This is a genomic window from Enterobacter sp. MGH 24 (assembly GCF_000493015.1).
GTDB lineage: Bacteria > Pseudomonadota > Gammaproteobacteria > Enterobacterales > Enterobacteriaceae > Enterobacter.
This window is the reverse complement of record NZ_KI535657.1, coordinates 2247562-2274129: the sequence shown is the minus strand read 5'-3', so window position 1 is coordinate 2274129 and position 26568 is coordinate 2247562. Positions and strand designations below refer to the sequence as shown.

Annotated in this window: 21 protein-coding genes; 8 read left to right on the top strand and 13 right to left on the bottom strand. The window is 56.6% G+C overall.

Annotation, left to right across the window (positions count from 1 at the left end):
• Positions 1 to 16: 16 nt before the first annotated feature.
• Positions 17 to 1531, bottom strand: coding sequence for a dGTPase (dgt, locus tag L370_RS11145; RefSeq protein ID WP_023334568.1), 1515 nt, complete (start codon positions 1529 to 1531; stop codon positions 17 to 19).
• An 82-nt stretch (positions 1532 to 1613) separates the two neighbouring features.
• Here dgt and mtnN point away from each other — a divergent pair, with 82 nt between their 5' ends.
• Genes mtnN through L370_RS11160 form a run of 3 tightly spaced genes read left to right on the top strand, consistent with a single transcriptional unit; the run spans position 1614 to position 3756 of the window.
• Positions 1614 to 2312 carry a 5'-methylthioadenosine/S-adenosylhomocysteine nucleosidase gene (mtnN, locus tag L370_RS11150; protein WP_014882620.1) on the top strand — a complete coding sequence of 233 codons (699 nt, stop codon included), beginning with the start codon at positions 1614 to 1616 and terminating at the stop codon, positions 2310 to 2312.
• Positions 2305 to 3105 (top strand): vitamin B12 ABC transporter substrate-binding protein BtuF, encoded by an 801-nt coding sequence (gene btuF, locus L370_RS11155; RefSeq protein WP_023334567.1) that lies wholly within the window; start codon positions 2305 to 2307, stop codon positions 3103 to 3105. Before mtnN ends, btuF begins: the two co-directional genes overlap by 8 nt.
• Positions 3106 to 3132: 27 nt before the next feature.
• The gene (locus tag L370_RS11160; protein WP_023334566.1) at positions 3133 to 3756 is read left to right on the top strand and encodes a TRIC cation channel family protein; all 624 of its coding nucleotides are present in this window, start codon (positions 3133 to 3135) and stop codon (positions 3754 to 3756) included.
• Between the two features lie 71 nt (positions 3757 to 3827).
• Here L370_RS11160 and erpA read toward each other — a convergent pair whose 3' ends face one another.
• On the bottom strand, positions 3828 to 4175 hold the full coding sequence (erpA, locus tag L370_RS11165) for an iron-sulfur cluster insertion protein ErpA (RefSeq protein ID WP_023310446.1): 348 nt from the start codon (positions 4173 to 4175) through the stop codon (positions 3828 to 3830).
• A gap of 79 nt (positions 4176 to 4254) precedes the next feature.
• Positions 4255 to 5655: a H(+)/Cl(-) exchange transporter ClcA gene (clcA, locus tag L370_RS11170; RefSeq protein ID WP_023334565.1), complete on the bottom strand. Its 1401-nt coding sequence runs from the start codon at positions 5653 to 5655 to the stop codon at positions 4255 to 4257.
• Positions 5656 to 5831: 176 nt separating this feature from the next.
• On the opposite strand from clcA, the gene hemL reads away from it, so the two are divergent.
• Entirely contained in the window at positions 5832 to 7112 is a 1281-nt protein-coding gene (hemL, locus tag L370_RS11175; RefSeq protein ID WP_023334564.1) for a glutamate-1-semialdehyde 2,1-aminomutase, read from the top strand.
• A 99-nt stretch (positions 7113 to 7211) separates the two neighbouring features.
• Here the strand turns inward: hemL and fhuB are convergent, their stop codons facing one another.
• From fhuB to hrpB, 10 genes are all read right to left on the bottom strand, one after another.
• Positions 7212 to 9194: a Fe(3+)-hydroxamate ABC transporter permease FhuB gene (gene fhuB, locus L370_RS11180; RefSeq protein WP_023334563.1), complete on the bottom strand. Its 1983-nt coding sequence runs from the start codon at positions 9192 to 9194 to the stop codon at positions 7212 to 7214.
• Positions 9191 to 10081, bottom strand: coding sequence for a Fe(3+)-hydroxamate ABC transporter substrate-binding protein FhuD (fhuD, locus tag L370_RS11185; RefSeq protein WP_023334562.1), 891 nt, complete (start codon positions 10079 to 10081; stop codon positions 9191 to 9193). The genes fhuB and fhuD overlap by 4 nt, the downstream gene beginning before the upstream one ends.
• Positions 10081 to 10878: a Fe3+-hydroxamate ABC transporter ATP-binding protein FhuC gene (fhuC, locus tag L370_RS11190; RefSeq protein WP_023334561.1), complete on the bottom strand. Its 798-nt coding sequence runs from the start codon at positions 10876 to 10878 to the stop codon at positions 10081 to 10083. Before fhuC ends, fhuD begins: the two co-directional genes overlap by 1 nt.
• A gap of 50 nt (positions 10879 to 10928) precedes the next feature.
• A complete protein-coding gene (gene fhuA, locus L370_RS11195) occupies positions 10929 to 13139 on the bottom strand; it encodes a ferrichrome porin FhuA (protein WP_023334560.1) in 2211 nt (736 codons plus the stop codon).
• A 204-nt stretch (positions 13140 to 13343) separates the two neighbouring features.
• Entirely contained in the window at positions 13344 to 14351 is a 1008-nt protein-coding gene (locus tag L370_RS11200) for a fimbrial protein (protein ID WP_023334559.1), read from the bottom strand.
• A gap of 13 nt (positions 14352 to 14364) precedes the next feature.
• Complete coding sequence (locus L370_RS11205; RefSeq protein WP_023334558.1) at positions 14365 to 16842, bottom strand: fimbria/pilus outer membrane usher protein; 2478 nt, start codon at positions 16840 to 16842, stop codon at positions 14365 to 14367.
• Between the two features lie 20 nt (positions 16843 to 16862).
• On the bottom strand, positions 16863 to 17576 hold the full coding sequence (locus L370_RS11210; RefSeq protein ID WP_023334557.1) for a fimbrial biogenesis chaperone: 714 nt from the start codon (positions 17574 to 17576) through the stop codon (positions 16863 to 16865).
• Positions 17577 to 17618: 42 nt separating this feature from the next.
• On the bottom strand, positions 17619 to 18191 hold the full coding sequence (locus tag L370_RS11215) for a fimbrial protein (protein WP_023334556.1): 573 nt from the start codon (positions 18189 to 18191) through the stop codon (positions 17619 to 17621).
• A 345-nt stretch (positions 18192 to 18536) separates the two neighbouring features.
• On the bottom strand, positions 18537 to 21062 hold the full coding sequence (mrcB, locus tag L370_RS11220; protein ID WP_023334555.1) for a bifunctional glycosyl transferase/transpeptidase: 2526 nt from the start codon (positions 21060 to 21062) through the stop codon (positions 18537 to 18539).
• A 144-nt stretch (positions 21063 to 21206) separates the two neighbouring features.
• A complete protein-coding gene (hrpB, locus tag L370_RS11225; protein WP_023334554.1) occupies positions 21207 to 23636 on the bottom strand; it encodes an ATP-dependent helicase HrpB in 2430 nt (809 codons plus the stop codon).
• A gap of 73 nt (positions 23637 to 23709) precedes the next feature.
• On the opposite strand from hrpB, the gene thpR reads away from it, so the two are divergent.
• The 4 genes from thpR (at position 23710) to gluQRS (ending at position 26540) form a co-directional block, all read left to right on the top strand.
• Positions 23710 to 24264: an RNA 2',3'-cyclic phosphodiesterase gene (gene thpR, locus L370_RS11230; protein WP_023334553.1), complete on the top strand. Its 555-nt coding sequence runs from the start codon at positions 23710 to 23712 to the stop codon at positions 24262 to 24264.
• Positions 24254 to 24958, top strand: a complete 705-nt coding sequence (gene sfsA / locus L370_RS11235) for a DNA/RNA nuclease SfsA (protein ID WP_023334552.1) — start codon at positions 24254 to 24256, stop codon at positions 24956 to 24958. The genes thpR and sfsA overlap by 11 nt, the downstream gene beginning before the upstream one ends.
• 176 nt (positions 24959 to 25134) lie before the next feature.
• Positions 25135 to 25590: an RNA polymerase-binding protein DksA gene (dksA, locus tag L370_RS11240; RefSeq protein WP_001155232.1), complete on the top strand. Its 456-nt coding sequence runs from the start codon at positions 25135 to 25137 to the stop codon at positions 25588 to 25590.
• 59 nt (positions 25591 to 25649) lie between these two features.
• Positions 25650 to 26540 carry a tRNA glutamyl-Q(34) synthetase GluQRS gene (gluQRS, locus tag L370_RS11245; protein ID WP_023334551.1) on the top strand — a complete coding sequence of 297 codons (891 nt, stop codon included), beginning with the start codon at positions 25650 to 25652 and terminating at the stop codon, positions 26538 to 26540.
• Positions 26541 to 26568: the final 28 nt, after the last annotated feature.

Below are 26568 nucleotides of genomic sequence, written 5' to 3'. Positions count from 1 at the left end.
TTACAAAACTCCGGGATTATTCCACCGCCATCAGCTTGCGGTATTCATCCCAGGCATACAAATCCGTCATGCCGCTGATATAGTCCTGGATAAGACGGCAGCGATAATAATATTCCATCACCGGCCATTGGGAAGCGTGGCGATCCAGCTTGCCAATCGCTTCGACATACGCCAGACGATGCCGGGTAGAGAGTTTCTGATAAAGCCGCGATTCGATAGGTATTCGGCGCACGCGCTCGTGTTCCACCAGCTCGCTGAACTCGTCGACCGACAGCTGGAGCAACGGGGAATAAATTTCCAGTAACCCACTGATTACCCGATAGCCCTGCAGTTCCAGCTGCTCAACATCCGGATGGCTAAATACATGCCGCATCGCCACCTGTTTATAAAGCTCAAGGAGTTGACTAAAACTGCTGTCATCTTCCAGCAGCGCGTGGTTGAATTCCCCGCTGAAGATGAGCGGTAAATTATCAATAAAGCGCGACGCCGCATACGGCACCAGTTTATTTAATGTATTGACCCGCAAATACATAAAGAACTGGTCTTCCGTACTGCGGCTTAACGTATTTGAGCGCGATTTTTCCCAGGCATTTTCGACAACCTGCGCAAACAGCGAGCCTTTTTCATGCGTCCCCCAGGCAGCATAAAGATGCTGATAAAGCTCCTCGACGCTGAAGATTCTTTTCTCAACGGCATCTTCCAGATCGGCTACGCAATAGGAAATATCATCGGCGGCTTCCATAATCCAGGTCAATGGGAAGCGGCCGTTTGGCGTCAATGAAAGTTCTTTACGTAACCGTTCAATATAGGCCTCTTCAGAAAGGTAATAGCCCGGTTTTTTCATTAAATAGCTGTGGGACGCAGGCGTATCCCCCATCCACCACGCGGGGCGCGTATATTTCAGAATGCAGCCGACCTGTGCCCAGGTCAGGTTCATGCGCATCAGGGAATGGACCAGCCGGATCCCCTGCGCGTTGCCTTCGAAGTGACACAAATCCTGGCGCACTTTGCGGCGCAGGTCGTTCAGCCGCTCTTCACCTTCACGCAGGCGTAAATCGCGTACGATGCAGCGGTCATCGCTGAGGGGCTGGCTTACCGCATCCGAAGGATAAAGCCGCTGCTTAAACCAGTCATTGATAGCCGCCTCACCAAAGTGACCGAAAGGCGGGTTGCCGATGTCATGCATCAGGCAGGCCATCTCAACGATGCTCTCGAAGGGCCCCGTCAGTTCGTCCAGACCGTAGGTTTCCAGTAAACGCTGCTCTTTGAGACGGCTTAAAATCTCTTTGGCAATATAGCGCCCGACCTGCTGCACTTCCATGGAGTGCGTTAAGCGGGTGCGCACCGCGGCGTTACGCTCCAGCGGGAATACCTGGGTCTTTTGCTGCAGACGGCGAATGGCGGGCGAGTTAATAATCCTCCCGCGATCGCTCTCGAAGATACGCAGGATCTCATGCTCGCTCTTGTCGCCCTGCGGCGAACGGAAACGTCGGTGCCAGTTAATTTTGGTGCGAAAATCGATTGGTGCCATGTGCTCCCCCGCGTGAGAATGCGTTTCCCCTTAACCGCATGATAGACTATGCATCTTAACAAGGCACATCGCGAGTAAATCTATGAAAATCGGCATTATTGGTGCAATGGAAGAAGAAGTTACGCTGCTGCGTGACAAAATTGAGAACCGTCAGACTCTCTCTCTGGGTGGTTGTGAGATCTACACCGGCCAGCTGAACGGCGTTGACGTGGCTCTGCTGAAATCAGGCATCGGTAAAGTAGCTGCTGCGCTGGGTGCAACCCTGCTGCTCGAGCGCTGCAAGCCGGACGTGATCGTGAATACCGGCTCTGCGGGCGGCCTGGCGCCGACGCTGAAAGTGGGTGATATCGTTGTCTCCGACGAAGCGCGTTACCACGATGCCGACGTCACCGCGTTCGGTTACGAGTACGGTCAGCTTCCGGGCTGCCCTGCGGGTTTTAAAGCTGACGACAAACTGATTGCGGCGGCAGAGACCTGCATCGCAGAACTCAACCTCAACGCGGTACGCGGTCTGATTGTCAGCGGCGATGCCTTCATCAACGGCTCCGTTGGGCTGGCGAAAATCCGTCATAACTTCCCTCAGGCGGTTGCCGTTGAGATGGAAGCGACCGCGATCGCTCATGTTTGCCATAACTTCAGCGTACCGTTCGTGGTGGTTCGCGCCATCTCTGACGTGGCAGACCAGCAGTCCCACATCAGCTTCGACGAGTTCCTGACCGTTGCGGCAAAACAGTCCACCGTGATGGTGGAACGCCTGGTGCAGAATCTGGCACGTGGCTAAACATACCGTCAGGGCGCTGGCCGCCCTGCTTCTTCTCGCTCCGCTGTGGCTCTATGCTGTGCCGCGTGTGATTACGCTCTCTCCCGCGAATACGGAACTGGCATTTGCCGCCGGGATCACCCCCGTTGGCGTGAGTAGCTATTCGGATTACCCCCCACAAGCCGCGGATATTGAACAGGTGGCAACCTGGCAGGGGATGAACGTTGAGCGCATCGTGGCGCTTAAACCCGATCTCGTGCTGGCCTGGCGAGGCGGCAACGCCGAGCGGCAGGTCAACCAGCTCACCTCGCTTGGCATAAAAGTGATGTGGATTGATGCCGTCAGCATTGAGCAGGTCGCTCAGTCGCTGCGCGCCCTGGCACCCTATAGCCCTACCCCCAAAAAAGCCGAGGCTGTGGCGAAGCAAATGCTAAGCGACTATGCCGCGCTGAAATCCCGGTACGATACCCCAGTTAAAAAGCGCATCTTCCTGCAGTTTGGCAGCCAGCCGCTGTTCACCACCGGAAAAGGGTCGATTCAGAACCAGGTGCTGGAGGTCTGCGGCGGGGAAAATATCTTTGCTGCCAGCCGGGTGCCGTGGCCTCAGGTGAGCCGTGAGCAGGTTCTGGCGCGCCAACCGCAGGCCATCGTCGTGGTCGGAAATGCGAGCGAAATTCCCAAAATTGAGCAATTCTGGCAAAAGCAGCTAAAAATACCGGTAATACCCCTCAACAGCGACTGGTTTGAACGCGCCAGCCCGCGTATTATCCTCGCCGCAAAACAGCTCTGTGCCGCGCTGGCAGAGAGTCACTAACATAAGACCCTTTTCGAGGATTTAACGATGCTCGTTTATTGGCTGGATATTCTTGGCACAGCCGTTTTTGCTATCTCCGGCGTCCTGCTCGCCGGAAAACTGCGCATGGATCCGTTTGGCGTGCTGGTACTGGGCGTCGTGACCGCCGTCGGCGGCGGGACTATTCGCGATATGGCGCTGGCAAATGGCCCGGTGTTTTGGGTCAAAGATCCTACCGATCTGGTGGTGGCGATGGTCACCTGCCTGTTGACCATCGTACTGGTTCGCCAGCCCCGCAGATTACCCAAATGGATATTGCCGGTACTGGATGCCGTTGGTCTGGCCGTGTTTGTCGGTATTGGCGTCAATAAGGCGTTTAATGCGGGTACCGGTCCGATGGTGGCAATCTGTATGGGCGTATTAACCGGCGTGGGCGGTGGGATCATTCGCGATATTCTGGCGCGTGAAGTGCCGATGATCCTGCGTACTGAAATTTACGCAACGGCCTGCATTGTGGGCGGGATTGTTCACGCGACCGCGTACTACACCTTTGCCCTACCGCTGGAAAATGCCGCGATGCTGGGGATGGTCGTGACGCTGGTGATACGTTTAGCGGCGATACGCTGGCACCTGAAGCTGCCGACGTTTGCGCTGGATGAGAATGGCAGGTAAATGCAAAACGGTAACCATCAGGTTACCGTTTTTAGCGTTTTGCCGGGGTGAGGGCATCAGCCCGCACCCTCTTAAATACTGAATGACGAACCACACCCGCAGGTGCTTGTCGCATTCGGGTTAGTGACCACAAAGCGCGAACCTTCCAGACCTTCGGTGTAATCAACCGAACCACCCACCAGATACTGCAGGCTCATCGGGTCAACCACCAGCGCGACGCCCTGTTTCTCGATAGTCATATCGCCATCGTTAACCTGATCGTCAAAGGTAAAACCATACTGGAAGCCGCTGCAGCCGCCACCGGTAATATAGACACGCAGTTTCAGATCCGGATTGTCTTCGTCGGCAATCAGGACTTTCACTTTGTTGGCTGCTGCTTCGGTAAATTCGAGCGGTACAGCTACTACGTCATCACTCATCTTATGCTCCCATGAATACTGCTATTGGGTAAAATTCACCCAATTCTTTGTGTCATTATCTAATACCCTGGTAATTCATTCAAGTATTCTGCGCGGCGGCCCGCTCCGCCTCTTGTTTTGCCAGGGTACGCGCAAGGATGGTGGAGTATAGCGGTTTTCCACCCAGGAACTGGGCTAATAGTGTCGCCCCGAGACAGGTAATGATCATTGGCAAAATGAGCTGGTAATTGTCCGTCATCTCCAGCACCAGCACGATCCCGGTCAACGGCGCACGCAATGACGCGGCCAGCAGCGCCCCCATTCCGGCGACGGCAAAGGTCCCGGCGTCAAGATGATAGGCGGGAAACCCCACTTCAGCCGCCATACCAAACGCGGTGCCCAGCAATGTCCCCAGCGCCAGCATTGGGGCGAAAATCCCGCCGGGTGCGCCGGACGAGAAGCACAGCACCGTCGTGATGACTCTAGAAATAAACATAAACAGCAGCAGACCCACGCTGAAATTCCCCGCCGCCGCTATGGGAATCAGCCCGAACCCGCCGCCTGCGGCATTCGGCTCAATAAACCCGAGTACGCCACACATGCCGCCCAGCAGACCGCCCATCAGCACCCATTTCGTGGTGTTCCCGCCGTGAATGCGCTGGAACATATCCTGAGTTCGCAGGATAAAGGTGTTAAACAGCGGCCCCACCACGCCAAAAATCATGCCGAGGATCAGGTAAAGCCACAGGGTGTTAACCGGCGCGTTGGTCAGTTTACCCACCTCTATGACCGCGCCCTCGCCATTAAAGAGGCGAAACACGATGCTCGACATAATAACGCCGGTAAACACCGCTTTAATCGAGATCAGGTTGTAGCGAAACTGCGCGCGCATCTCTTCGATTATGAACAAAATGCCCGCCAGCGGCGCGTTAAATGCGGCGGAAAGCCCCGCCGCCGCGCCGGTTGCCAGCAGCGTATGGCGCGCTTCGGCGCTTCGCATCCGAAACAGATCGCCCACCATGCGGCCGACGTTTCCCCCCAGCTGTACCGTGGGCCCTTCCCGGCCAAGCACCATGCCCGCGCCCAGGGTACCCATGCCGCCGATAAATTTAACCGGAATCACCCGCCACCAGCGCACCGGACGCAGCTCCTCCAGCGCACCTTCAATTTCCGGGATGCCCGAGCCCCCTGCCTCCGGCGCGAATTTACGCACCAGAAAATACCCCACCATGGCAAACAGCGCAGACAGTCCGAATGCCCAAACCCAGACCAGCCATTCGCTATCGGCGAAACCGGCCACGGTGCCCACTCGCCAGTTGAGTACGGCATTAACCGCTTTTTCAAACGCCACGCCAACCAGACCCGCGAGAGTCCCCACCACGGCAGCGGCCAGCAGGATCGCCAGCGGCGTTTTATCGCGATTGAGCAGCCGCCGGATACTGATTCGGTGCTGGGCGCGCGTAAACTGTTGTTCTTCAAAAGACGGAGAATCTGATTTCATGTCCTGTTCTTATTCGTCATACAAAAACCGCAAGGATTTTACCAGAGACTGCCCTACCGTCTCCTGAAAATTACTTTACAAATCTTAAAGCATTACCCGGCTAAAAATTTCATAACCTTCCCCGAATCACTTAGAATAGTGGGCTTAATCATTTTATACGAACCAGGAACGACGCCATGAGCAAGTCTGAAAACCTCTACAGTGCAGCCCGCGAGCTTATTCCGGGTGGCGTGAACTCACCTGTGCGCGCCTTCACCGGCGTGGGCGGTACGCCGCTGTTTATCGAACGTGCTGACGGCGCGTATCTGTATGATGTCGATGGCAAAGCCTATATCGATTATGTGGGTTCCTGGGGTCCGATGGTGCTGGGGCACAACCACCCGGCGATTCGTAACGCGGTAGTCGAAGCCGCCCAGCGCGGCCTGAGCTTCGGCGCGCCAACCGAGATGGAAGTGAAAATGGCGGAGCTGGTGACCGAACTGGTGCCCACCATGGACATGGTGCGCATGGTGAACTCCGGTACCGAAGCCACCATGAGCGCTATCCGCCTGGCGCGCGGTTTTACGGGTCGCGATAAAATCATCAAATTCGAAGGCTGTTATCACGGTCATGCGGACTGCCTGCTGGTGAAAGCCGGTTCCGGCGCGCTGACGCTCGGCCAGCCAAACTCACCTGGCGTACCGGCAGATTTCGCGAAGCACACCCTGACCTGCACCTACAACGATCTTGCTACCGTTCGCGCGGCGTTCGAGCAGTATCCGCAGGAGATCGCCTGCATCATCGTTGAGCCGGTGGCGGGCAACATGAACTGCATCCCACCGCAGCCTGAGTTCCTGCCGGGCCTGCGTGCCCTGTGTGACGAGTTCGGCGCACTGTTAATCATTGATGAAGTCATGACCGGCTTCCGCGTAGCGCTGGCGGGTGCCCAGTCTTACTACGACGTTGAACCGGACCTGACCTGCCTCGGCAAAATCATCGGCGGCGGCATGCCGGTCGGCGCATTCGGCGGGCGTAAGGACGTGATGGAAGCCCTGGCACCAACCGGCCCGGTTTACCAGGCGGGCACGCTCTCCGGTAATCCTATCGCGATGGCGGCGGGCTTTGCCTGCCTGACCGAAGTGGCTCAGCCTGGCATTCACGAAACCCTGACCGGCCTGACCACGCAGCTGGCAAACGGCCTGCTGGAAGCGGCAGAAGAAGCGGGTATTCCGCTGGTGGTTAACCACGTGGGCGGCATGTTCGGGATTTTCTTCACCGATGCGAAAACCGTGACCTGCTATCAGGACGTGGTGAAGTGCGACGTTGAACGCTTCAAGCGCTTCTTCCACCTGATGCTGGACGAAGGCGTGTACCTGGCGCCGTCCGCGTTCGAAGCGGGCTTTATGTCCGTGGCGCACAGCGAAGAAGATATCAATAACACCATCGACGCGGCGCGTAAGGTGTTTGCGAAGCTGTAAGGGCATTGCTGCCGGGTGGCACTAACGCTTACCCGGCCTACGATGCTCTCCCTCTCCCTGTGGGAGAGGGCCGGGGTGAGGGCATCAGCCCGCACCTGACTACCGGCTCTGCTTTCTCAACAGATAAATAAAGTACGGCGCACCGATAAAGGTCGACAGCAGACCCGCCGGGATCTGATACGGGAACAGCACCATTCTTCCGCACCAGTCCGCGAACACCAGCATCACCCCGCCCGTCAGAGCCGACATCACAATATGCGGCATCGTCCGGCGAAATCCCATCATTCTGGCAATGTGCGGGGCCATTAATCCGACAAAACTCAGCGGTCCAATCGTCAGGGTTGCCACAGCCGTCAGGCACGCCGCCAGCAGCAGCAAGGCTACGCGCGCTGGCGTCAGCGCCATTCCTACCGCACGCGCGGTTTCACCGCCAAGCGGCAGAATGGTCATCCAGCGACGGCACAGCGGCACCATCGCCAGCAGCACGATCATCACGAGCCCGGACCAGACCACCTGGCTGCCTGTGGCGCCGTACGTTGAGCCGGAAATCCAGGTCAGGATCTTCGCCATGCGCGGATCGCCGCTGGCCTGCAGCATCATCAGCAGCATCGTGAACGCGGTACTGAGCGCCATGCCGGCCAGCAGCATGCGGTGCGGTGAAAACCCACCGCGACCGGCGGCTATCAGGATAATCATCAGCGTGACTGCCGCGCCAATACTGCCGGCAGGCATCAGCCAGCCAAACGCATTGCCCGGCACGAAGAACAGCATCAGCACCACGCCAAAAGCAGCACCAGAGCTGATCCCAAGCACTTCCGGGCTTGCCATCGGGTTGCCGGTCAGACGCTGAATAATGCACCCGGCCACCGCCAGCATTACCCCTGCGATCAGCGCAGCAAAGATACGCGGCCAGCGCCACTGCAGCAGTTCGTTGAGTAAATCACCCGTTGCCCAGTGCCAGCCCGAGGCATCGCGTCCGAATGAGAGCGCCGCGAACGAGGCAATCATCAGCACTGCCAGACCGGCAAGGCTACACCACAGCACCGACTGACGTTCAGCGTAGACTTTATCGCCCGCGTCCATCGCCGGTGCGCTCATGCTGCGCAGGCGCGGGAGCAGCCACAGCAGCAGCGGCGCTCCGATAAGCGCGGTCACAGAGCCGGTGGAGACTTCCCTCCAGACCTGCGCCAGCCAGAGAATAAGCTGATCGGAAAGCCAGAGGATCAGCGCCCCAATCAGCGGCGCCAGCATCAGACGCGTCAGTAAACGACGCGCCCCGAGCATTTTTGCCAGCAGCGGCGCAAACAGGCCGATAAACCCGATGATGCCGACCGCGTTCACCAGCAGGGCGCTTAATACAATCGCCAGCGTCAGCGCCGCCAGGCGAGCCAGCGACAGCGCCAGCCCCAGATTACGCGCCACGCCATCATCCAGCCCCATGAGCGTCAAAGGCCGCAAGAGCAGCAGCGTCAGCACAACGCCGCCAGCCAGCTGCGGCCAAAGGCGTTGCACAATGCTCCAGTCGGTCTGGGTGAGCGTGCCGGTACTCCACAGGAACATGCTTTGCAGCTGATCGTGGTGGAACAGCACCAGCAGCTGGTTAATTGCGCCACAGTAGAGGCTCACCACCAGCCCGGCCAGAATAAGCGTTACCGGAGAAAGGCGCTTGCCCCAGGCCACGCCAAAGACCAGCGCGCCCACCACGCACGCCCCCGCAAGAGCCGCAAACTGCGAGGTTAACGCTCCCGGCAGCGCCCACAGCGTGGTGACGGTGATCCCAAGCTGTGCGCCGGTCGCGACGCCGAGCGTGGTTGGCTCTGCCAGCGGGTTACGCAAAACCTGCTGGAACAGCACGCCCACCAGCCCTAAACCGGCGCCGACTAAAAGGGAGACTGCCAGACGCGGCAGCAGGCTGTAGTGGAACAGCATCTGCTGAATATTGTCGATATCCGGCGAGGCCAGAGCGGCCCCCCACTGCGCGCGGGGTAATGCCGTCGAGAGGTTGAACCCGGTTAATACCAGCGCAACCAGAAAAAGCAGGGATAACAGCAGCGCCGGGAAGCGGGCGATACGCGTACTCATGCTTTACCTCCCAGGGCGTTATCCAGCACGCGGGCAAAATGCATGGCCGACAGCGTCGCACCGTAGAACCAGACCGCCGGGGCGCGCTGGAAGCGTTGCTCACGCACAAACGGCATCGCCTGCCAGAGCGGCGTCGCCATCAGGGTTTGCATGGCGCGTTCGTTGCCGTGGTCGAAACACAGCACATCGACATCGCGAAACGCCGCCAGACGATCGATACCCACGGCGGTACTGCCCCAGAACGACATTTCCCCTTCCCAGGCATTGCGAATGCCGAAGCTGTCCAGCACTTCCTGGAACAGGCAGTTTTTACCGAAAACCAGCATATGGCGGGCATCCAGCAGCGTCACCATCAGCAGCGGACGCTCGCCCCGGTGAGCAAACCGCGGCTTCAGGGCGTCAATCAGGGCATCAAATTCGTCGAGATGTTTTTTGGCCTCGAGCTCGCGGTTGAGGAAATGCGCCATCTCGTTAATCGAGTTTTTCGCCATCGCCAGCGGTTTTTTACCGTCGCTGAAGGCGAATCCACGTCCTGGCGCAATGCGCGCCATGATCTCCTCTGACGGACCGTAGCCCGCTGACCAGAACAGGAATGACGGTTTCATCTGGGTCAGCAGTTCAAGGTTTGGCTCCGTACGCAGACCGATGTCGATCACCGAGTCCGGCAGCTTCGGCTCGTTTACCCAGAGGTTATAGTTAGGGATGTCCGCCACGCCGTAGGGCGTGACGCCGAGCGCCATCATCAGCTCGACCGGCAGCCACTCCAGGGCCACAATACGGTGCGGATCGACGGCGGCGGCACGCGCCGTATTCATTTTGAACAGCAGCGGTGAGAGCGCCATCGCCGTCAGCAGGCGACGGCGGCTAATGCGTGTGTTATCCAGCATCAGTAGACAAAGCTCACCGGTGCAGCCCCGGCAGGGTGAGGCAGAATACCCATCGGAATACCGTAAATATGTTCCAGCGTTTCGCTGCGCATCAGCTCTGCCGGTGTGCCCTGGGCAATCATCTCGCCCCCGCGCAGCGCGACGAGGTAGTCACAATAACGCGCGGCCATGTTGATATCGTGCAGGACCGCAATGACCGTCAGACCACGCTGCTGACTCAAGCGATGCACCAGCGCCAGGACGTCGACCTGATGCGCGATATCCAGCGCAGAGGTCGGTTCATCCAGCAGCAAACAGCGGCTGTCCTGCGCCACCAGCATCGCAATCCACGCGCGCTGACGTTCGCCGCCGGACAGGCTATCCACCAGACGGTGCGCCAGCGGTTTTAGCCCGACCAGCGCAATCGCCTCTTCCACCTTCTCTCTGTCGGCGACGCCGAAGCGCCCAAGCGCCCCGTGCCACGGATAACGCCCAATCGCCACCAGCTCACGCACCGTCATCCCTTCCGCCTGCGGCAGTTGCTGCGGCAGATAGGCCACTTTGCGGGCAAAGGCTTTGCTGCTCCAGCTCTCCAGCGGTTGGTCATCCAGCAGAATATCGCCTTCTGAAGGCGGCTGATGGCGCCCCAGCATCTTGAGCAGCGTGGATTTACCGGAACCGTTGTGACCAATCAGGCCCGTCACTTTACCGGCGGGGAACGTCAATGAGAGCGGATGCAGCAGAGTGCGTCCGGGTACGCGAAAGGAGAGATGATTGAGCGTAAAGGTGGTGTCGGGTTGCGTTTGAGTATCCTGCATATCAGCCAACTTAAATAAAAAGGGCACGGCGAACCGTGCCCGAAGAGAGATTAGAAGCGGAAGGTCGCGGTGGCAACAACCTGACGTCCAGCTCCCCAGTAGCATGCATATTCGCTATAGCAGCTGGAAACGTACTCGCGGTCAAAGATGTTGTTCACGTTGACGCCGACTGAAGAGCCTGGCATTCCGAAGCGCGCCAGATCGTATTTAACCGTCGCATCTGCCAGCGCGTAACCCGCCACATTAAACGACTCGTAGGCTTTCGGCGACGCGGCGGAGTAGTAGGACACGGTATTGCCGATATAACGGGTACCCGCGCCGACAGTCAGCCCGCTTAGCGCCGTTTCGTGGAAGGTGTAATCTGCCCACAGAGAGGCCATGTTGCGAGGCACTTCTGCCGGGCGACGGCCTTCATACCAGGTATCGTGCGTATATTCCGCATCGGTGTAGCTGTAGGATGCCGTCACGTTCACGTTGGCAGACACGGCCGCTTTTGCTTCAAGTTCGAAGCCACGGGAACGGATTTCTCCACCCTGTACGCTAAAGCCGCTGGTCGGGTTCGCAGGATCGGCGGTCAGATTGTTATTCTTGGTCAGCTGGTACACCGCTGCAGTGACAACAACAGGCAGATCTTTCGGGACATACTTCACGCCCGCCTCGTACTGCTTGCCGCGAGCCGGATCGAACGGCTTACCGCTCTGGGTCGTTCCGGAAACCGGTTCGAAAGATTCGCTGTAGCTAAAGTACGGCGTGATACCGTTGTCGAACAGGTAGTTAATGCCCCCGCGCCAGGTGAATGCCTGGTCGTTAATTTCCGCGGTGGTTCCGCTAGCGCGGTTCAGGGCTGACGTTTTTGCAAAGTCATAGCGCCCCCCCATCGTGAGCACCCACTTATCCCACTCAGCCTGATCCTGAGCGTACAGGCCCGTTTGCTCCTGACGGTTAAGCATCTGATACAGGTAGTAAACATCGACGTTCGGATTACCGTACTCAGGCTTCGTCATGCTGATAGGATCGGCGGTGCCATAGTCAGCATTAATGTCATTACGCATGCGGAGGTAATCGACACCCGTCAACAGAGTATGATCAACTGCACCGGTCGCAAATTTGGACTGAAGCTGCGTATCAACGGTGAAAGAATTCAGATTTTCATCAGAACGGACATAGGCACGGCTGATCTGTCCCGGAGCGATATAGCCATTGCCGTAGACTGAACGGTAAAGGGTATTGATTTTGCTGTAGCGCAGATTTTGACGCACGGTGAAGGTGTCATCGAATTGATGCGAAAAGCTATATCCCACCATCTTCTGACGACGGGAGATCTTATTATCTTCCTCGCCTTCATTGAAGTCTGTCGGCAGTTTATGCGCTTTGCCGTTCACGTCGTAGTAAGGCACAACGGTGCCTTCCCGCGGCAGCCAGCCGTAATAGCCTGCATCCGGATCGCTCTGGAAGTTGCTCAGGAAAGTAAAATCGGTTTTATCATCAGGACGCCAGCTGAAGGAAGGCGCAATCGCGTAGCGGGTAGACTTCACCATTTCCTGCTGCGCATTTTCGCTGCGCCCCAGACCGGTGAGGCGATATGCCCATACGCCGTCATCGTCAATCGCATCGCTGAAGTCAAACCCGGTTTGCCACAGGTTATCCGTTCCCATTTTGAACTGGATTTCTTTCAACGGCTCCGTGGTTGGGCGCTTGCTCACCATACTCACCACTCCGCCCGGATGGCTTTTACCATACAGCACGGACGTTGGGCCACGCAGCAGTTCGACGCGCTCAAGGAAATAGGGATCCATAGAGGCTTCAGAATAGTTATCACCCTGCAGCTTCATGCCATCCAGATACTGGTTGGTGTTTACGGTGCTGGAGGTGGTGAAGCCACGAATAGAAACTACATCATAGGTCGTTGATGCGCCGCGCGTTGAAAATACGCTCGGCGTATAGGCCAGAGCCTGTTTAACCGTACCCGGCTGTTTCATGTCCATTTCTTCACGTGTTACCACGGAAATGGACTGCGGGGTTTTCTCAATGGGAGTATCGGTTTTGGTCGCTGTCGCGGTCCGTTTTGCTGCAATTGTCGGCGCTGGTCCCCAGGCACTTTCTTGCGCAGCAGGTGCGGCAGTAACGGTGATAGTTTCTTCTTTTTTCGTGGTTTCGGCAGCCTGTGCGTAAGTAGACATGCCAGCAACCGCTGTGGCTACGACAACCGCGATTTTACGCAGCGACGTGTTAATTGGCTGAGCAGTATTGGAAAGCGCCATGTTGTTCTCTGATGGAAAAGTGAATGATAACGTAAACGAGAATTATTATTATGAGCGCCAGAATAATATGCGAAACGCTGGTTGCATAGCAAGCAGTAAGCGGCCCTACAAGATTTAAGGGTTTAAGAATTAACCAGATGAAAAGAGAGGGTTAATGAGGTTAGCGAAATGATCGCTAAAGCCCGCCGAAACGGGCAGAGGGGATTAACGGTAAAACACTTCGAACGTGGCGACGGAATCGACTTTGCCCGCTTTAACCTCCCCCGTTTTGACGTAGCGCGCCTTGAGGGGAATTTCGACGGGGACTTTGTCCTGCGTGCTGGTTATCGCCGTGTAGTTCTGGTCAAACTGCAGCACCGTATCGTTCTTGTCGAGAATTTGGATGCCGACACCCGCAGCGGCGGCATCTCCTGCGGCAATGCCGAGGATATTACCGTTCGTCACCCCCGTCGAACCCGCGCTGGTGAACTGATAATCGACCTTTGTCCCCGCCGCGCAGTCGGTGATTTCAATCTTAAAACTGCCGTCGGTGAGAATGTCTGAGTATTGTCCGTTGAAATCCTGCACATTAACCGTTTTTAGGGGCACATAGATGTTACGGTCGACCAGATTACAGGTGTTGGTGGTGATATGAACGCTAGTGGGCGAAAAACGCATTTCACCGATCACGACTCCCCCTAACGTATCCTGAGCGGTTAACCGCGAGGTATCCAGATACCCCTCCTGAATATCGCCAATAACGATGAGCTGCGCGGCGGCACGGAAAACGGATGTGGAATGAGAATAGCCGTGAATCGATCCAACGCTATGCCACGGGCGAGTCAGGTTTTCTTCAGTGTAATCAGGAAATTGCTCGGAAGAAGAGGCCGCGCGGATCCCAATCCCCGGCACGTTCGTTTTATACACTCCCGGCAACACATCTTCGCGAGCATCCCCCTCCGTTAGCGTCAAATACCCTCGTCGAATCTGGGCATCAGCACCGCCGCAATCTACTCTGACTTCGCCGCTTTCCACGTTGTTGTCATAAATCACCGTCCCCACCGGCGTATCGGGATCGAGAACGATCGCGGGCGGGATTTGGAACGTAACCACCCCGTCCTTTCCCCCCTCTCCTGTGAAGGTGCAGTTAGCATACGCCGGATGCAGAAAAACGGTGGCGATCAGCAGCGCAACCCCTGCGCACAAGGAGTGTATCGTCATACGTTGGCTCATCGGGTTTCCTTATTCACCTGCACGTTACCGTTGCCTTAACCATGTCAGTCACGCCGTCGTCGGGCATGTCGATTTCCCCCTGACACTGTTGTTCAGCCTCTTCTCCCCACTGCACGCTGAACGTCGTTTTGTCATGAAGCCCCGTCAGATAGGCTTCTCCGCCATCTCCGACAATGGCGGTGGTGGTATCCAGCGCAACCACTGCGCCAAACGGAACAGGCTTACCCGCAAAGAGCAGGGTCACCAGCGCGCGCCGTCCAACGCGTGCATCGAACGAGACCTTTATGGCTGCCCCTTTCGTCGGCACGCGATCCTGTGTTGCCGCGTCAATATCAATATCCTGCCGATCCTGGGTATTCACCGTGATGGCGTTGTGTCGATAGGCCGTCAGAGAGGGGACAATCGCATTGCCAAATGGGTCGGTATAAATACCTCTCCCGTTTTGTACTTTGACGTTATCGCCCTTATTGATGTGCACAATGGCGAAGGCGTCACGCACCGGTTGCCCCAGCGTCACGCCATGCTCATGGGCAACAACCGAGCCCTGCGCGCTGTAGTTCCACTGTCGGTTATCGCCACCGTAGCTGTACCCCATCCCGACCTCACCGTAAGCGCCACGGTAACGCCCGGACAGGCTGCCGCCGTAACCAGTGTTCTGATTGGCATAGCTCTGCTGGAGGTTGTAGCTCAGCTTGTTGTCCTCCAGCGCGGTGCCGCCAAGCCCGGCCTGATGCGAGACAAACCCACCGCTGGCGGTATTCGCGCTGTAGGTTGCCCAGGTATCAGGCAGCCACTTTGAGAACGGAATATTGACCGTCAACGCCATTTGCCGGTCGGTATCGGCATCCGGCGTGCGGGTCAGGTTGTAGCTTATCGACCAGGTGATATCGCGCCAGCTGGAGCTCAGCCCGGCGCTGACGCTACGCTCATGGCCGTCCATATCCCAGTAATCCTGCTGATAGCCGTTGAGATACGCCGAGCCCCAGTCTGAAATACGCTGAGAAAGGTTTAGCTGCATGCGGCTACGGCGGTTGTTGGTTCTGCGGTAGGTATAAATGCCGTCATCGATCTCGCTGTCACGCCGATCGATAGCCTCCTGAAAGGTATAAAACCCCGAGGTAGAGTAGCGGTAGCTGGCAAGCGTGACGGTCGTATCCGTGTCGGGAATATCTTTTGCGTACTGAGCCCGCCACGATAAACCGCTGGCATCGTCACGCCCATCGTCGAACGCGGTACGCGCGGTCGTTAGATCGACGGATGCGGAGCCGAAGTGCCCCAGGTCGGCACCCAGCCCCAGCAGCAGCGCATGATACAGTGACGCTCCCAGCGCGCCGGTATAGGCCGTAACACCGTAAGGCAGACCATAGATAGCCGTGCCTTGCGCAAAGATAGGTTCATCTTCACCTTCGTTACCACGATAGCGCCCTGCGGCCAGCGAGTACTTAAAACCGCCTTCTCGCTGTAATACCGGCACCGACGCGCTGGCCTGTATGAAGCTGTGCTCGCTGCCATCCGCCTCTTCGACGGTCACTTCCAGATCGGCGCCGGATGTTACCTGGCTCAAGTCGCGGATCTCAAAAGGCCCCGGCGAGACGTTTGTTTGATAGATGATGTAGCCGTTTTGCTTGATGGTGACTTTCGCGTCGCTATTAGCAATACCCCGCACAACAGGCGCAAAGCCTTGCTGGCTGACGGGCAGCATAGCGGTGTCCGTTTCCAGCTTAACGCCGGTCATCTGGACGCTGTCAAAAAGCTCGCCATTGGTATAGGTCTGCCCCATCTCAAGCTGGCTTTTCAACGCTTTGATGTCACGCTGCAACGTGCTGGCGATAGCCTCCCAGCCGGAAGCGTCGCTCCAGGTGCTGTTATTGCGCAGTCGCCACGCCCCAAGGTTAATCCCCGACTCCAGACCGAGCCAGGCTGAAGAGGTATTGCCCGAGCTATAGTGTTGCTGAGAACCGCTGAGCTGATAGCTTGTCCAGGCGGCAGGCGCACCGTCATCCCAGAATTTCGGGTTAATCGCCCCGGCGGCGGCGCGATCGCGATAGATCTGCGGAATGACCAGCTTCAGGGTCTGGTTATCCTGATCGTAATCGTAGCGTGCATTTTCAATGAAATGAGAGATGTCCCGAACGTAAGCCTGGTCGTCCAGTTCTTTCAAATCCGGGATCGTGTCGACTTTCACGCCGTATTCACGCAGGTCCGCTTTGGTCAGTTCCGGCAGCAGATGCTGTTTATCGTCAGAAAGCACATAGGTGAGCGTACGTATATCCAGCACGTCCCGATCCCACATAATCGTCGTGGGGTAGCTCCCCGCAAGTAACCCGTTATCATTGATGAAGTTTTTGAGCGTGGAGGTATTTTCGAGAGGGGTATCCAGTTCAAGGATCCGCAGGTTGAATTCGTCATCCGCATTTGCAGGCTGGATCGCGGCGAGCAGCGCCAGCGCGATCCCGGACAGTACCTGTTTGTGAAGTAAAGATGACGACATAACTTACCAACATGATCGATTTAAAGAGCCTGCTTGCGTTGAGGAGTCTGGGCGCCGAAATCATTAATAGCCGTCCAGGTCACCGCGCCATTTGCCGCTTTTGGTAGCGCGAAACTCTGCTTGCTAAACGGCGCAACCATCATTGAAATGGCACCCGGCGTGGTTTTGGTCTCTATCACCGGGACACTTTTTCCGCCAACGGACAGTTCGCCAAAAGAGACGTAAAAAGGCGTAGGGTTGTTTGCGATTAGCGTGTCACCCTGACGATGGAACGTGATTTTTTCATAGGCGCCCAGGGCATCAGCTTCCTTCAACTGAGCGGGACGCCAGAAAAGCTTCAGGCGCGTTTTCATAGCGAACTGCAGGGTATTCTTCTCTTTCAGATCGGGAGACAGAGCAGAGACAGATTTCACATTCGCCAGAAACAGGGATTCGCGATCTGCCGGCAGGCTGTTTTTATCACCGGTAAAAATAACGTGTAACAGCGTCTGACGATTTTCCTGCAACTTATAGACAGGCGGCGTAATAATAAAGGGGGCTTTTGCATCATTGGGATAACTGACCCAGCTTTGCACCAGATAACGCGTATGAGGATCTTTATTTTTAAGTGCGATTTGTACTTCAGATTTATTCGATGAATAAATAATTCGCGTACCACCGAGAACAACGCTTGCCTGCACTGAACAGCAAGAAGCAATTAAACAACCACATAACAATTTAAATAACGTCTTCATACAGCTTTCCAGAAGGCAGCCATTCAGGCTGCCAATAATTGCTTAGCGATAGACAACCTCAAATGTGGCCGAGGAAGAGTAATGACCCGCGGTTGGCGCGGTATCACCAACCTGAATCACTTTCGCGGTGTAGTTAAAGACAGATGCCGCTGCGCCGGTCGCATCGTTAGCCACGTCGGTGCCCGCATCCGGTACTGAACCGTCGAAGACCACATCGCCTTTGGAGCCGTTGTCATTGCTGACAATGATGCCAACGTTAGTGGCGTTGCCTGCACCGGAGAGATCGTTCTTCAAACGCTTGTACGCAGCGTCTGTTGTTGTGCCGCTGAACTTGAGGTTCAGTTTGGCGACCAGCGGGTCACATTTTTTCACTTCAATCTTAAACGCTTTAGACGTCCCGACCTGGCCGTCGATGCCAAAATCTGAAGGGTAAGTATCTGCAAATGTAACGGTGGATGTATTGGTCCCCGTACCATCAACATTGATCTCGCATGTATCCGCCACAATTTTTCCGGCGAAATTTACCGTACCTGAATCATTTGCCGCAAAGACCGGCAGCGATAAAGCCGCCATAATGCTTCCGGCCAATAAAGAGGAAATAAATGTCTTATTCATAACAACATCCTTATATGCTTATAATGGAATCCATTCCTGGAAAAAATACTTTTCGCCAGAATGCTTTGTAAAACGAGACATCACTTAGACCCGAGAGACCATTAATAAGAACATCCCATGAGGAAAGTGAAATTCACGAACTTAATTACATCAGATTAATCTTTATCGTGTCCAGCGGGCTGGCGAGTAAAAGAGTTTAAAGTGGCACCAACACACTGATTAAACTAATAAAACTTACGCATTAATAATTCTTAATTAGACATTTACTAAAATTAAAATAAGAACAAATGTAAAGACAAAAAAAAGCCGCTTATTACTAAGCGGCTTTTTTATTCAGGAAACTAATCAGTTTCCGCCAAACATGTCCTTAATCCAGCCGGCTACGCCATCGCTGTCTTTCTTCTCATTCTGCTGCTGCGGCTGCTGTTGCTGTTGCTGCTGCGGCTGAGAAGACTGATCGAACGGATTGCCCGTCGGCTGTTCAGGCTGGCTTTGCTGGCACAGCGAGTCCGGATTGGCCGTCCAGACCGGCAGGGTACGCATCCCGCCGCCGCAGACAAAGTTACCGGAACTGTCCACGCCCATATCGACGATATCTTCCGGCGCGACCAGGTTCAGCGGCACCGGGGACTGATTGGCCAGATAGCGCTGGTAAATCGACATCGCCCCGCTCGCCCCGTACAGCTTGGTCGGCTGGTTGTTATCGCGGCCTACCCAGGTGATCACCACTTCACGGCCATCAATACCGGCAAACCAGGTATCGACGTTGTTGTTGGTGGTCCCGGTTTTACCCGCCAGATGCAGGCCCGGATACTTCGCACCCAGCTGGCGCCCGGTACCACGCTGAACAACCTGCTGCATCGTCCACAGCGTCATATAGGCCGCCTGAGCTGGAACGGCACGCTCCGCCTGCGGGAAGCTCTGATACAGCACGGAGCCATCTTCGGCAATCACCGAGCGCAGGGCAGACAGCGGTGCGCGGTTGCCCCCGCTGGCAATGGTCTGGAACGCCTGCGCCACTTCGATTGGCGTCAGGTTAAGCGCGCCGAGGATCATCGCCGGCACCGGGTGCAGCTGATCTTTCGACACGCCCAGTTTTTGCCAGGTATCGACAATCGCCGGCAGTCCCAGCGACATGCCCAGGTTCACCGTTGGCACGTTCATGGAACGCGTTAACGCGTCCACCAGCATCACCTGACCGCTGAACTGTTTATCATCGTTCTGCGGCGACCAGACCTGGCCGTTAGGCTGGCGCAGGGAGATCGGCGCATCCGCAATCCAGGTATTCAGGCGATACTGATTTGGCTGACTCAGGGCAGTGAGGTAGGTTGCCGGTTTTGCCAGAGAGCCGATTGAGCGACGCGCCTGCATGGCGCGGTTGTAGCCTGCATACTGCGGCTCGGCACCGCCCACCATGGCGCGAACCTCGCCGGAGTTACGGTCAACCACCACCATCGCGGTTTCAAGATCGGAGAGCTTACGCTGTTTCTTCAGCGCCGGAATGCCTTCCACTGCCGCTTTTTCTGCTGCATCCTGCGCCACGGAGTCAAAGGTGGTGAAGATCTTCACGCCGGAGAGATCTTTCACCTTATCGCCAAGCTTGCTTTGCAGCTCCTGACGCACCAGCTGCATAAACGCAGGCTGAGGCGAAATCACGCCGCCGCGCGGCTGAACGCCGAGCGGGCGCGCGCTCAGCATGTCGTACAGCTCCTGGTCAATCACCTGCTGTTGTTGCAGCAGACGCAGAACGAGGTTACGACGCTCCAGCGCCAGTTTCGGGTTACGCCACGGGTTATAAATGGACGCCCCTTTCACCATGCCCACCAGCAGCGCCTGCTGGTCCAGGCTCAGCTCTTCCACCGGACGGCCAAAGTAGTACAGGCTCGCCAGCGGGAAACCGCGGATTTCGTTATCGCCGCTCTGACCGAGGTACACCTCGTTCATGTAGAGCTCAAGGATACGATCCTTGCTGTAGCGCGCATCCATCAGCACGGCCATGTAGGCTTCGTTCGCTTTACGCCAGTAAGAACGTTCGCTGGAGAGGAACAGGTTCTTCACCAGCTGCTGAGTCAGCGTACTCGCCCCCTGCACGGTGCGACCGGCCGTCAGGTTAGCCAGTACCGCACGACCAATCGAGTAGAGGCTGATGCCATCGTGCTCGTAGAAGTGACGGTCTTCGGTTGCCAGCAGGGTATCGACCAGAAGATCCGGGAAGCCGTTACGCGCCACGAACAGGCGCTGCTCGCCGTTTGCCGACGAAAGCATGGTGATCAGACGCGGATCGAGACGGAAGAAACCGAACTGACGGTTGTTATCCATGTTCTCGATGGTGTCCAGACGATCGCCTTCAAAGGTCAGACGCGCGCGTACCTGCCCCTCTTTGCTGTCCGGGAAATCAAACGGACGACGGATCATCTCAATGCTGTTGGACTGCACGGTAAATTCGCCAGGACGCGTCATTTTTGACACCTGACGATACTGGGTGGCTTCCAGCAGTTTAACCATCTCGTTCTTCGTGATGGACATATCTGGCTCAAGGTTCACCATACGGCCATACACTGCCGCAGGTAGCTGCCAGACTTTACCGTCGATACGGCTGCGGATCTTCTGATCCAGATACACGCCGTAAATCGCCATCAGCACAACAAAAACAATAAACAGCTTCAGCAGCAGCCAGAACCAGCCGCGCTTGCCCCGAGGCTTACGCCCTTTGCCTTTTCCATTACGCGGCATCGGTTCTTCATCCTCATAATCGTCTTCATAGTCATCGTCATAGTCCTCATCTCTGAGGCGACGACGGCTTACCTTTTCTTTCGCCGGACGCGTGGGTTTTCCCTTACGTCCTATTGGCTCGCGGTCATTCCCCGCCATGCTTTTTCTCCGCAACTTTCAGGCGCAAAGGCCAGATTTTCTTTTCTTTCACAGGCCTGTGAAAGAAGAAATCTCTCAAAATTTGTTTTCTCCCTCTCCCACAGGGAGAGGGCTGGGGTGAGGGCATCAGGCCGCACTCCCCTTTTACGAATATTTCTTCGTTCGCCGCGTCGGCGCCGTATTCGCCGGATCGTCCGGCCAGACGTGTTTGGGATATCGCCCCTTCATCTCTTTTTGCACTTCACGGTAGCTTCCCGCCCAGAACGCCCCCAAATCTCGGGTGATTTGTAATGGACGGTGCGCAGGCGACAGCAGCTCAAGCACTAACGGCACACGCCCTTCCGCAATGGACGGCGTGGTGGCCTCACCAAACATCTCCTGCATCCGAACCGCCAGCGCCGGCGGATTATCCTCATGATAACGGATGGCAATCCGGCTTCCGGTCGGCACAGTGTAATGCCCAGGCAGTTCACTATCCAGACGTTGACGTAATGACCAGTCCAGTAAATTCTGTAACGCGGTCTTAACATCAAGCGCCTTAAGGGCTCGCAGGGAATGCACGCCGCTCATTTGCGGCAATAACCAGTGCTCAAGCGTAGCAAGCAGCGTCTCGTCATCCACCGCAGGCCAACCGTATTCCGGAAGCCACTTCGCGGCGCAGTGCAGACGAATGCGGTACTGCTCGGCTTCCGGCGTCCAGTTCAGGGCGCTCAGTCCTTTTTCCCGAATGCCGTTCAGCATAGCCTGATGAAGCTCTTCTTCCGACGGCTTCGCCAGCGGCTTCGTCCCTAGCGTTAACTTTCCAATCTGGCTGCGGCGAAACGCCTTCAGCGTGCCCTGGGCGTCATCCCATTCCACGGTATCAGATTGCTGAAGCAGCTGCGGACAGGTACGCGTCAGGGCGTCAATCTCTACGGCACTCGCCTGCAGGATACGCGCATCCGGGGAATGACTCCCCTGCAGCAACAGCGGCGCAATCAGCCACTCATGACGCGTCAGCGCATCATCGCTGTCCAGCATCGCCCCCATACCGTTTGCCAGCTGGTAGCGACCGTCCAGCCCGCGCCGACGCGCAATCCTGTCCGGGAAGGCCTGTGCCAGCAGGAAGGCAATCTTATCGCTGTCAGGCGATCCCCCCCGGCTATTCAGGCGTTTGCACAGCTGCAGCGCCCGCTGCTGCCAGTTCCCCTGGCTGCGCGAAAACGCCTGCCCCAGATCGCTGCTGCCACCGCGAGGCGGCTCCTCAAGAATAGCCGCCAGTTTTGCCGCCGTGGCAATTTCATCTTCCCCCTGCGCGGCCACCAGCATCGCGGCCAGACGCGGATCGTTGCCCAGCGCCGCCATTTTCTGGCCGCGCGCCGTCAGACGCTCGCCTTCCAGCGCGCCAAGCTGCGTCAGCAACGTGCGCGCAGCGGTGAGGTTTACGACGGGCGGAGGATTAAGCCAGGTAAGCTGCTCAGGGTTCGGGCAGCCCCACTGGAGCAGATCCATCACCAGACCAGACAAATCGCTTTGTAAAATTTCCGGCGTGCTTTGCTGTGCGGCGCGTTCAGCCTGCTCCGCGCTGGTCAAATGCAGGCAGATACCCGGCTCAAGACGCCCCGCGCGGCCCGCGCGCTGCACCATCGACGCCTGGCTGATGCGCTGCGTCAGGAGTTTAGTCAGTCCGCTGCGCGCATCAAAGCTTGCCACCCGCTCCTGCGCGCTATCCACCACCAGGCGAATCCCTTCAATGGTCAAACTGGTTTCAGCAATGTTGGTTGCCAGCACCACCTTGCGCTGCCCCGCCGGGGCCGGAAGGATGGCTTTACGCTGATCCTGCAGCGACAACGCGCCGTAGAGCGGGCAAAGCAGCACGTCGCCGCCTACGCGGGTAGAAAGCTGCTCCTGCACGCGCTGGATTTCACCGACGCCGGGCAAAAACAGCAGCAGGGAACCTGCTTCCTGGCGCAGCAGCTCAGCGGTGGCAATGGCGACGGCCTCGTCAAAACGCTGATGGGAGGGAAGCGGCTGATAGCGGCGTTCAACCGGAAACGCCCGCCCTTCCGAGCTGATGACCGGCGCATCGGGTAATGCCTGTCGTAGCCGCTCGTTGTCCAGCGTGGCCGACATAATAAGCAGCCGGAGATCGTCGCGCAGCCCCTGCTGCACGTCCAGCAACAGCGCGAGGGCCAGATCCGCCTGCAGGCTGCGCTCGTGGAACTCATCCAGGATCACCAGCCCGACGCCGGTCAGCTCCGGATCGTTTTGCAGCATGCGGGTGAGAATACCCTCGGTGACCACTTCAAGACGCGTGGTCGGGCCAATGCAGGTCTCGGCACGCATCCTGTAACCTACCGTTTCGCCCGGTTTTTCATTCAGCAGTTCCGCCAGACGCTGCGCCACGTTGCGCGCGGCCAGCCTGCGCGGCTCCAGCAGGATAATTTTCCCGCTGATGTTTCCGTCTTTCAGAATCTGCAGCGGCAGCCAGGTGGACTTGCCCGCGCCCGTAGGGGCATTCAGCAAAACCTGCGGGGCATGGTGTAAGGCAGCGAGAAGCTCAGGAAGAATGACGGCGACCGGCAATGAGGACACTAACAGCTCCAGAGGGTTAACATTAGTCGGCGTACATTGTAGCATCGGCGCATATCATTACCGAGTCCTCCGTATGCCTGAGTCGAAACGGCTGTTTTTTGCCATTGAATTGCCCACCACAATACAGCGTCAAATTGTTCGCTGGCGCGCCGATTGCTTTCCGCCTGAAGCGGGCCGCCCTGTCGCGGCTGCCAACCTGCACCTGACGCTGGCCTTTTTGGGCGACGTCAGCGCCGAAAAGCAGCGGGCGTTAGCCGCAATGGCCGGGCGTATTGCCCAGCCGGAATTCACGCTGCACCTCGACGACGCGGGTCAGTGGCTGCGTTCGCGCGTGGTCTGGCTGGGAACGCGCCAGCCACCGCGCGGATTATTGCAGCTAGCGAATATGCTGCGCGCGCAGGCGGCGCGCAGCGGCTGTTATCAGAGCCCACAGCCGTTTCATCCTCATATCACGCTGCTGCGCGATACCGGTCAGGCCGTTACCATCCCGCCGCCGGGCTTTCACTGGGCCTTTCCGGTCAACGGATTCGCGCTTTACGAATCCGTCTTTGCACAGGGACGCACCCGCTATACGCCGCTACAGCGCTGGACGCTGGGCAACACCGAAAGGAATTCTGATGAAGTTTAGTCCTCCCCTGCAGCACGCTACGCTTGTCCAACGCTACAAACGCTTCCTCGCCGACGTGATCACCCCCGAAGGGGTTCAGCTCACCCTGCACTGCCCCAATACCGGCGCGATGACGGGCTGTGCGACGCCGGGTGACAGGGTCTGGTATTCGACATCAGAAAATACTAAACGCAAATATGCCCATACCTGGGAAATGACTGAAACCCAAAATGGGGCATTTATTTGCGTTAACACTCTGCGCGCAAATCAACTGGTTAAGGAAGCGCTGACCCATGGCACAATTCCTGAACTGGTAGGATATGGCACGCATAAAAGTGAAGTGAAATATGGCGATGAAAGCAGCAGAATTGACTTCATGTTACAGGCGGAAGACAGGCCTGAGTGCTATATTGAAGTGAAATCAGTGACGTTAGCGGAGCAGGAAAATGGCTACTTCCCGGATGCGGTAACGCTACGTGGCCAGAAGCATCTGCGAGAGCTAATGAGTGTTGCGGCGGCGGGCAAACGCGCCGTATTGCTGTTTGCGGTGTTACATTCAGCCATTGAACGTTTCTCCCCTGCCCGCCATATTGATCCTAAATACGCGCAATTGTTGAATGAGGCACAAAAGCAGGGGGTAGAGGTTTTCGCTTATAAAGCGGAACTTTCTGCCGATAATATGACTCTGAGATCCTCTCTTCCCATTGTCTTATAAGGGATTAGACGATTGACGATTAAGTGTTCTGGCCGCGTGCGCAAATACGCTTTTCCTCACAGGCTTGTCAAGTGTTACGTTTAGATAATTGCCATCCGGAAAAGCATCTGCTATTTATAGCGACCTGATTTTTCCCCCAACACGGGGATCGATAGTGCGTGTTAAGGAGAAGCAACATGCAAGAAGGGCAAAACCGTAAAACATCGTCCCTGAGTATTCTCGCCATCGCTGGGGTGGAGCCGTATCAAGAGAAGCCGGGCGAAGAGTATATGAACGAAGCCCAGCTGTCGCACTTCAAGCGTATTCTTGAAGCATGGCGTAATCAACTCAGGGATGAAGTCGATCGCACCGTTACTCATATGCAGGATGAAGCTGCTAACTTCCCGGATCCGGTAGACCGTGCCGCTCAGGAAGAAGAGTTCAGCCTCGAACTGCGTAACCGTGACCGCGAACGCAAACTGATCAAAAAGATCGAGAAAACGCTGAAAAAAGTCGAAGACGAAGATTTTGGCTACTGCGAATCCTGCGGTGTTGAAATCGGTATTCGTCGCCTGGAAGCGCGTCCAACCGCCGATCTGTGCATCGACTGTAAAACGCTGGCCGAAATCCGCGAAAAACAGATGGCCGGTTAATACCAGCGCTGTTTACACACTCCAAAGGCGGGAGTCTCTCCCGCCTTGTTACTGTTGATATGTCTGAATCACACTATATTGGGCGCTTCGCGCCATCTCCTTCCGGTGAATTACACTTCGGCTCATTAATTGCCGCGCTCGGCAGCTACCTGCAGGCTCGCGCCCGCCAGGGAAAATGGCTCGTACGCATTGAAGATATTGACCCTCCACGTGAAGTTCCCGGTGCTGCAGAGACGATTCTGCGTCAGCTGGAACATTACGGTCTTCACTGGGATGACGAGGTTCTCTGGCAGTCAAAACGTCATGAGGCTTATCGTGAACGTCTGGCCTGGCTTCGCGATCGGGGGCTTTCCTATAACTGCACCTGCACCCGCGCGCGTATCCAGAGCGTGGGTGGCGTCTATGACGGCCATTGCCGCACGCTTAATCTTCCCCCGGAAAATGCCGCCGTACGTATAAAGCAGCGCTCCCCGGTGACGCGCTTTACCGATCTCCTCTCCGGTGAGATTCACGCCGATGAACGTCTGGCGCGTGAGGATTTTATTATTCACCGCCGTGACGGCCTGTTTGCCTATAACCTGGCGGTGGTCGTCGACGATCGTTTTCAGGGCGTGACGGAAATTGTGCGCGGGGCGGATCTGGTCGAACCGACCGTTCGACAAATATCGCTTTATCATCAGTTTGGCTGGACGGCACCGGACTACATTCATCTGCCGCTGGCGGTCAATGCGCAGGGTTTTAAATTGTCAAAGCAGAACCATGCCCCGGCCCTGCCAGACGGCGATCCGCGTCCTGTTTTGATCGACGCGCTGCGATTTCTCAACCAGAATGTAACCAACGAATGGCAGGATCTGCATATTGACGAACTGCTGAAAATGGCCGTTGCCAACTGGACGCTCGCGGCAGTGCCAAAAATCCAGCATTCTCAAATGCGTTGCGCTGAGCTATGATTAGCCGCTTTTTTCATAACAAAACACA

What these genes read in the sequence shown, in the direction of transcription:
- gluQRS (WP_023334551.1), top strand. Translation starts at nt 25,650, where the DNA reads ATGTCTGAATCACACTATATTGGGCGCTTCGCGCCATCTCCTTCCGGT.
- L370_RS11160 (WP_023334566.1), top strand. Translation starts at nt 3,133, where the DNA reads ATGCTCGTTTATTGGCTGGATATTCTTGGCACAGCCGTTTTTGCTATC.
- hemL (WP_023334564.1), top strand. Translation starts at nt 5,832, where the DNA reads ATGAGCAAGTCTGAAAACCTCTACAGTGCAGCCCGCGAGCTTATTCCG.
- thpR (WP_023334553.1), top strand. Translation starts at nt 23,710, where the DNA reads ATGCCTGAGTCGAAACGGCTGTTTTTTGCCATTGAATTGCCCACCACA.
- dksA (WP_001155232.1), top strand. Translation starts at nt 25,135, where the DNA reads ATGCAAGAAGGGCAAAACCGTAAAACATCGTCCCTGAGTATTCTCGCC.
- sfsA (WP_023334552.1), top strand. Translation starts at nt 24,254, where the DNA reads ATGAAGTTTAGTCCTCCCCTGCAGCACGCTACGCTTGTCCAACGCTAC.
- L370_RS11210 (WP_023334557.1), bottom strand. Translation starts at nt 17,576, where the DNA reads ATGAAGACGTTATTTAAATTGTTATGTGGTTGTTTAATTGCTTCTTGC.
- fhuA (WP_023334560.1), bottom strand. Translation starts at nt 13,139, where the DNA reads ATGGCGCTTTCCAATACTGCTCAGCCAATTAACACGTCGCTGCGTAAA.
- fhuD (WP_023334562.1), bottom strand. Translation starts at nt 10,081, where the DNA reads ATGCTGGATAACACACGCATTAGCCGCCGTCGCCTGCTGACGGCGATG.
- L370_RS11200 (WP_023334559.1), bottom strand. Translation starts at nt 14,351, where the DNA reads ATGAGCCAACGTATGACGATACACTCCTTGTGCGCAGGGGTTGCGCTG.
- dgt (WP_023334568.1), bottom strand. Translation starts at nt 1,531, where the DNA reads ATGGCACCAATCGATTTTCGCACCAAAATTAACTGGCACCGACGTTTC.
- mrcB (WP_023334555.1), bottom strand. Translation starts at nt 21,062, where the DNA reads ATGGCGGGGAATGACCGCGAGCCAATAGGACGTAAGGGAAAACCCACG.
- mtnN (WP_014882620.1), top strand. Translation starts at nt 1,614, where the DNA reads ATGAAAATCGGCATTATTGGTGCAATGGAAGAAGAAGTTACGCTGCTG.
- erpA (WP_023310446.1), bottom strand. Translation starts at nt 4,175, where the DNA reads ATGAGTGATGACGTAGTAGCTGTACCGCTCGAATTTACCGAAGCAGCA.
- clcA (WP_023334565.1), bottom strand. Translation starts at nt 5,655, where the DNA reads ATGAAATCAGATTCTCCGTCTTTTGAAGAACAACAGTTTACGCGCGCC.
- fhuB (WP_023334563.1), bottom strand. Translation starts at nt 9,194, where the DNA reads ATGAGTACGCGTATCGCCCGCTTCCCGGCGCTGCTGTTATCCCTGCTT.
- L370_RS11215 (WP_023334556.1), bottom strand. Translation starts at nt 18,191, where the DNA reads ATGAATAAGACATTTATTTCCTCTTTATTGGCCGGAAGCATTATGGCG.
- L370_RS11205 (WP_023334558.1), bottom strand. Translation starts at nt 16,842, where the DNA reads ATGTCGTCATCTTTACTTCACAAACAGGTACTGTCCGGGATCGCGCTG.
- fhuC (WP_023334561.1), bottom strand. Translation starts at nt 10,878, where the DNA reads ATGCAGGATACTCAAACGCAACCCGACACCACCTTTACGCTCAATCAT.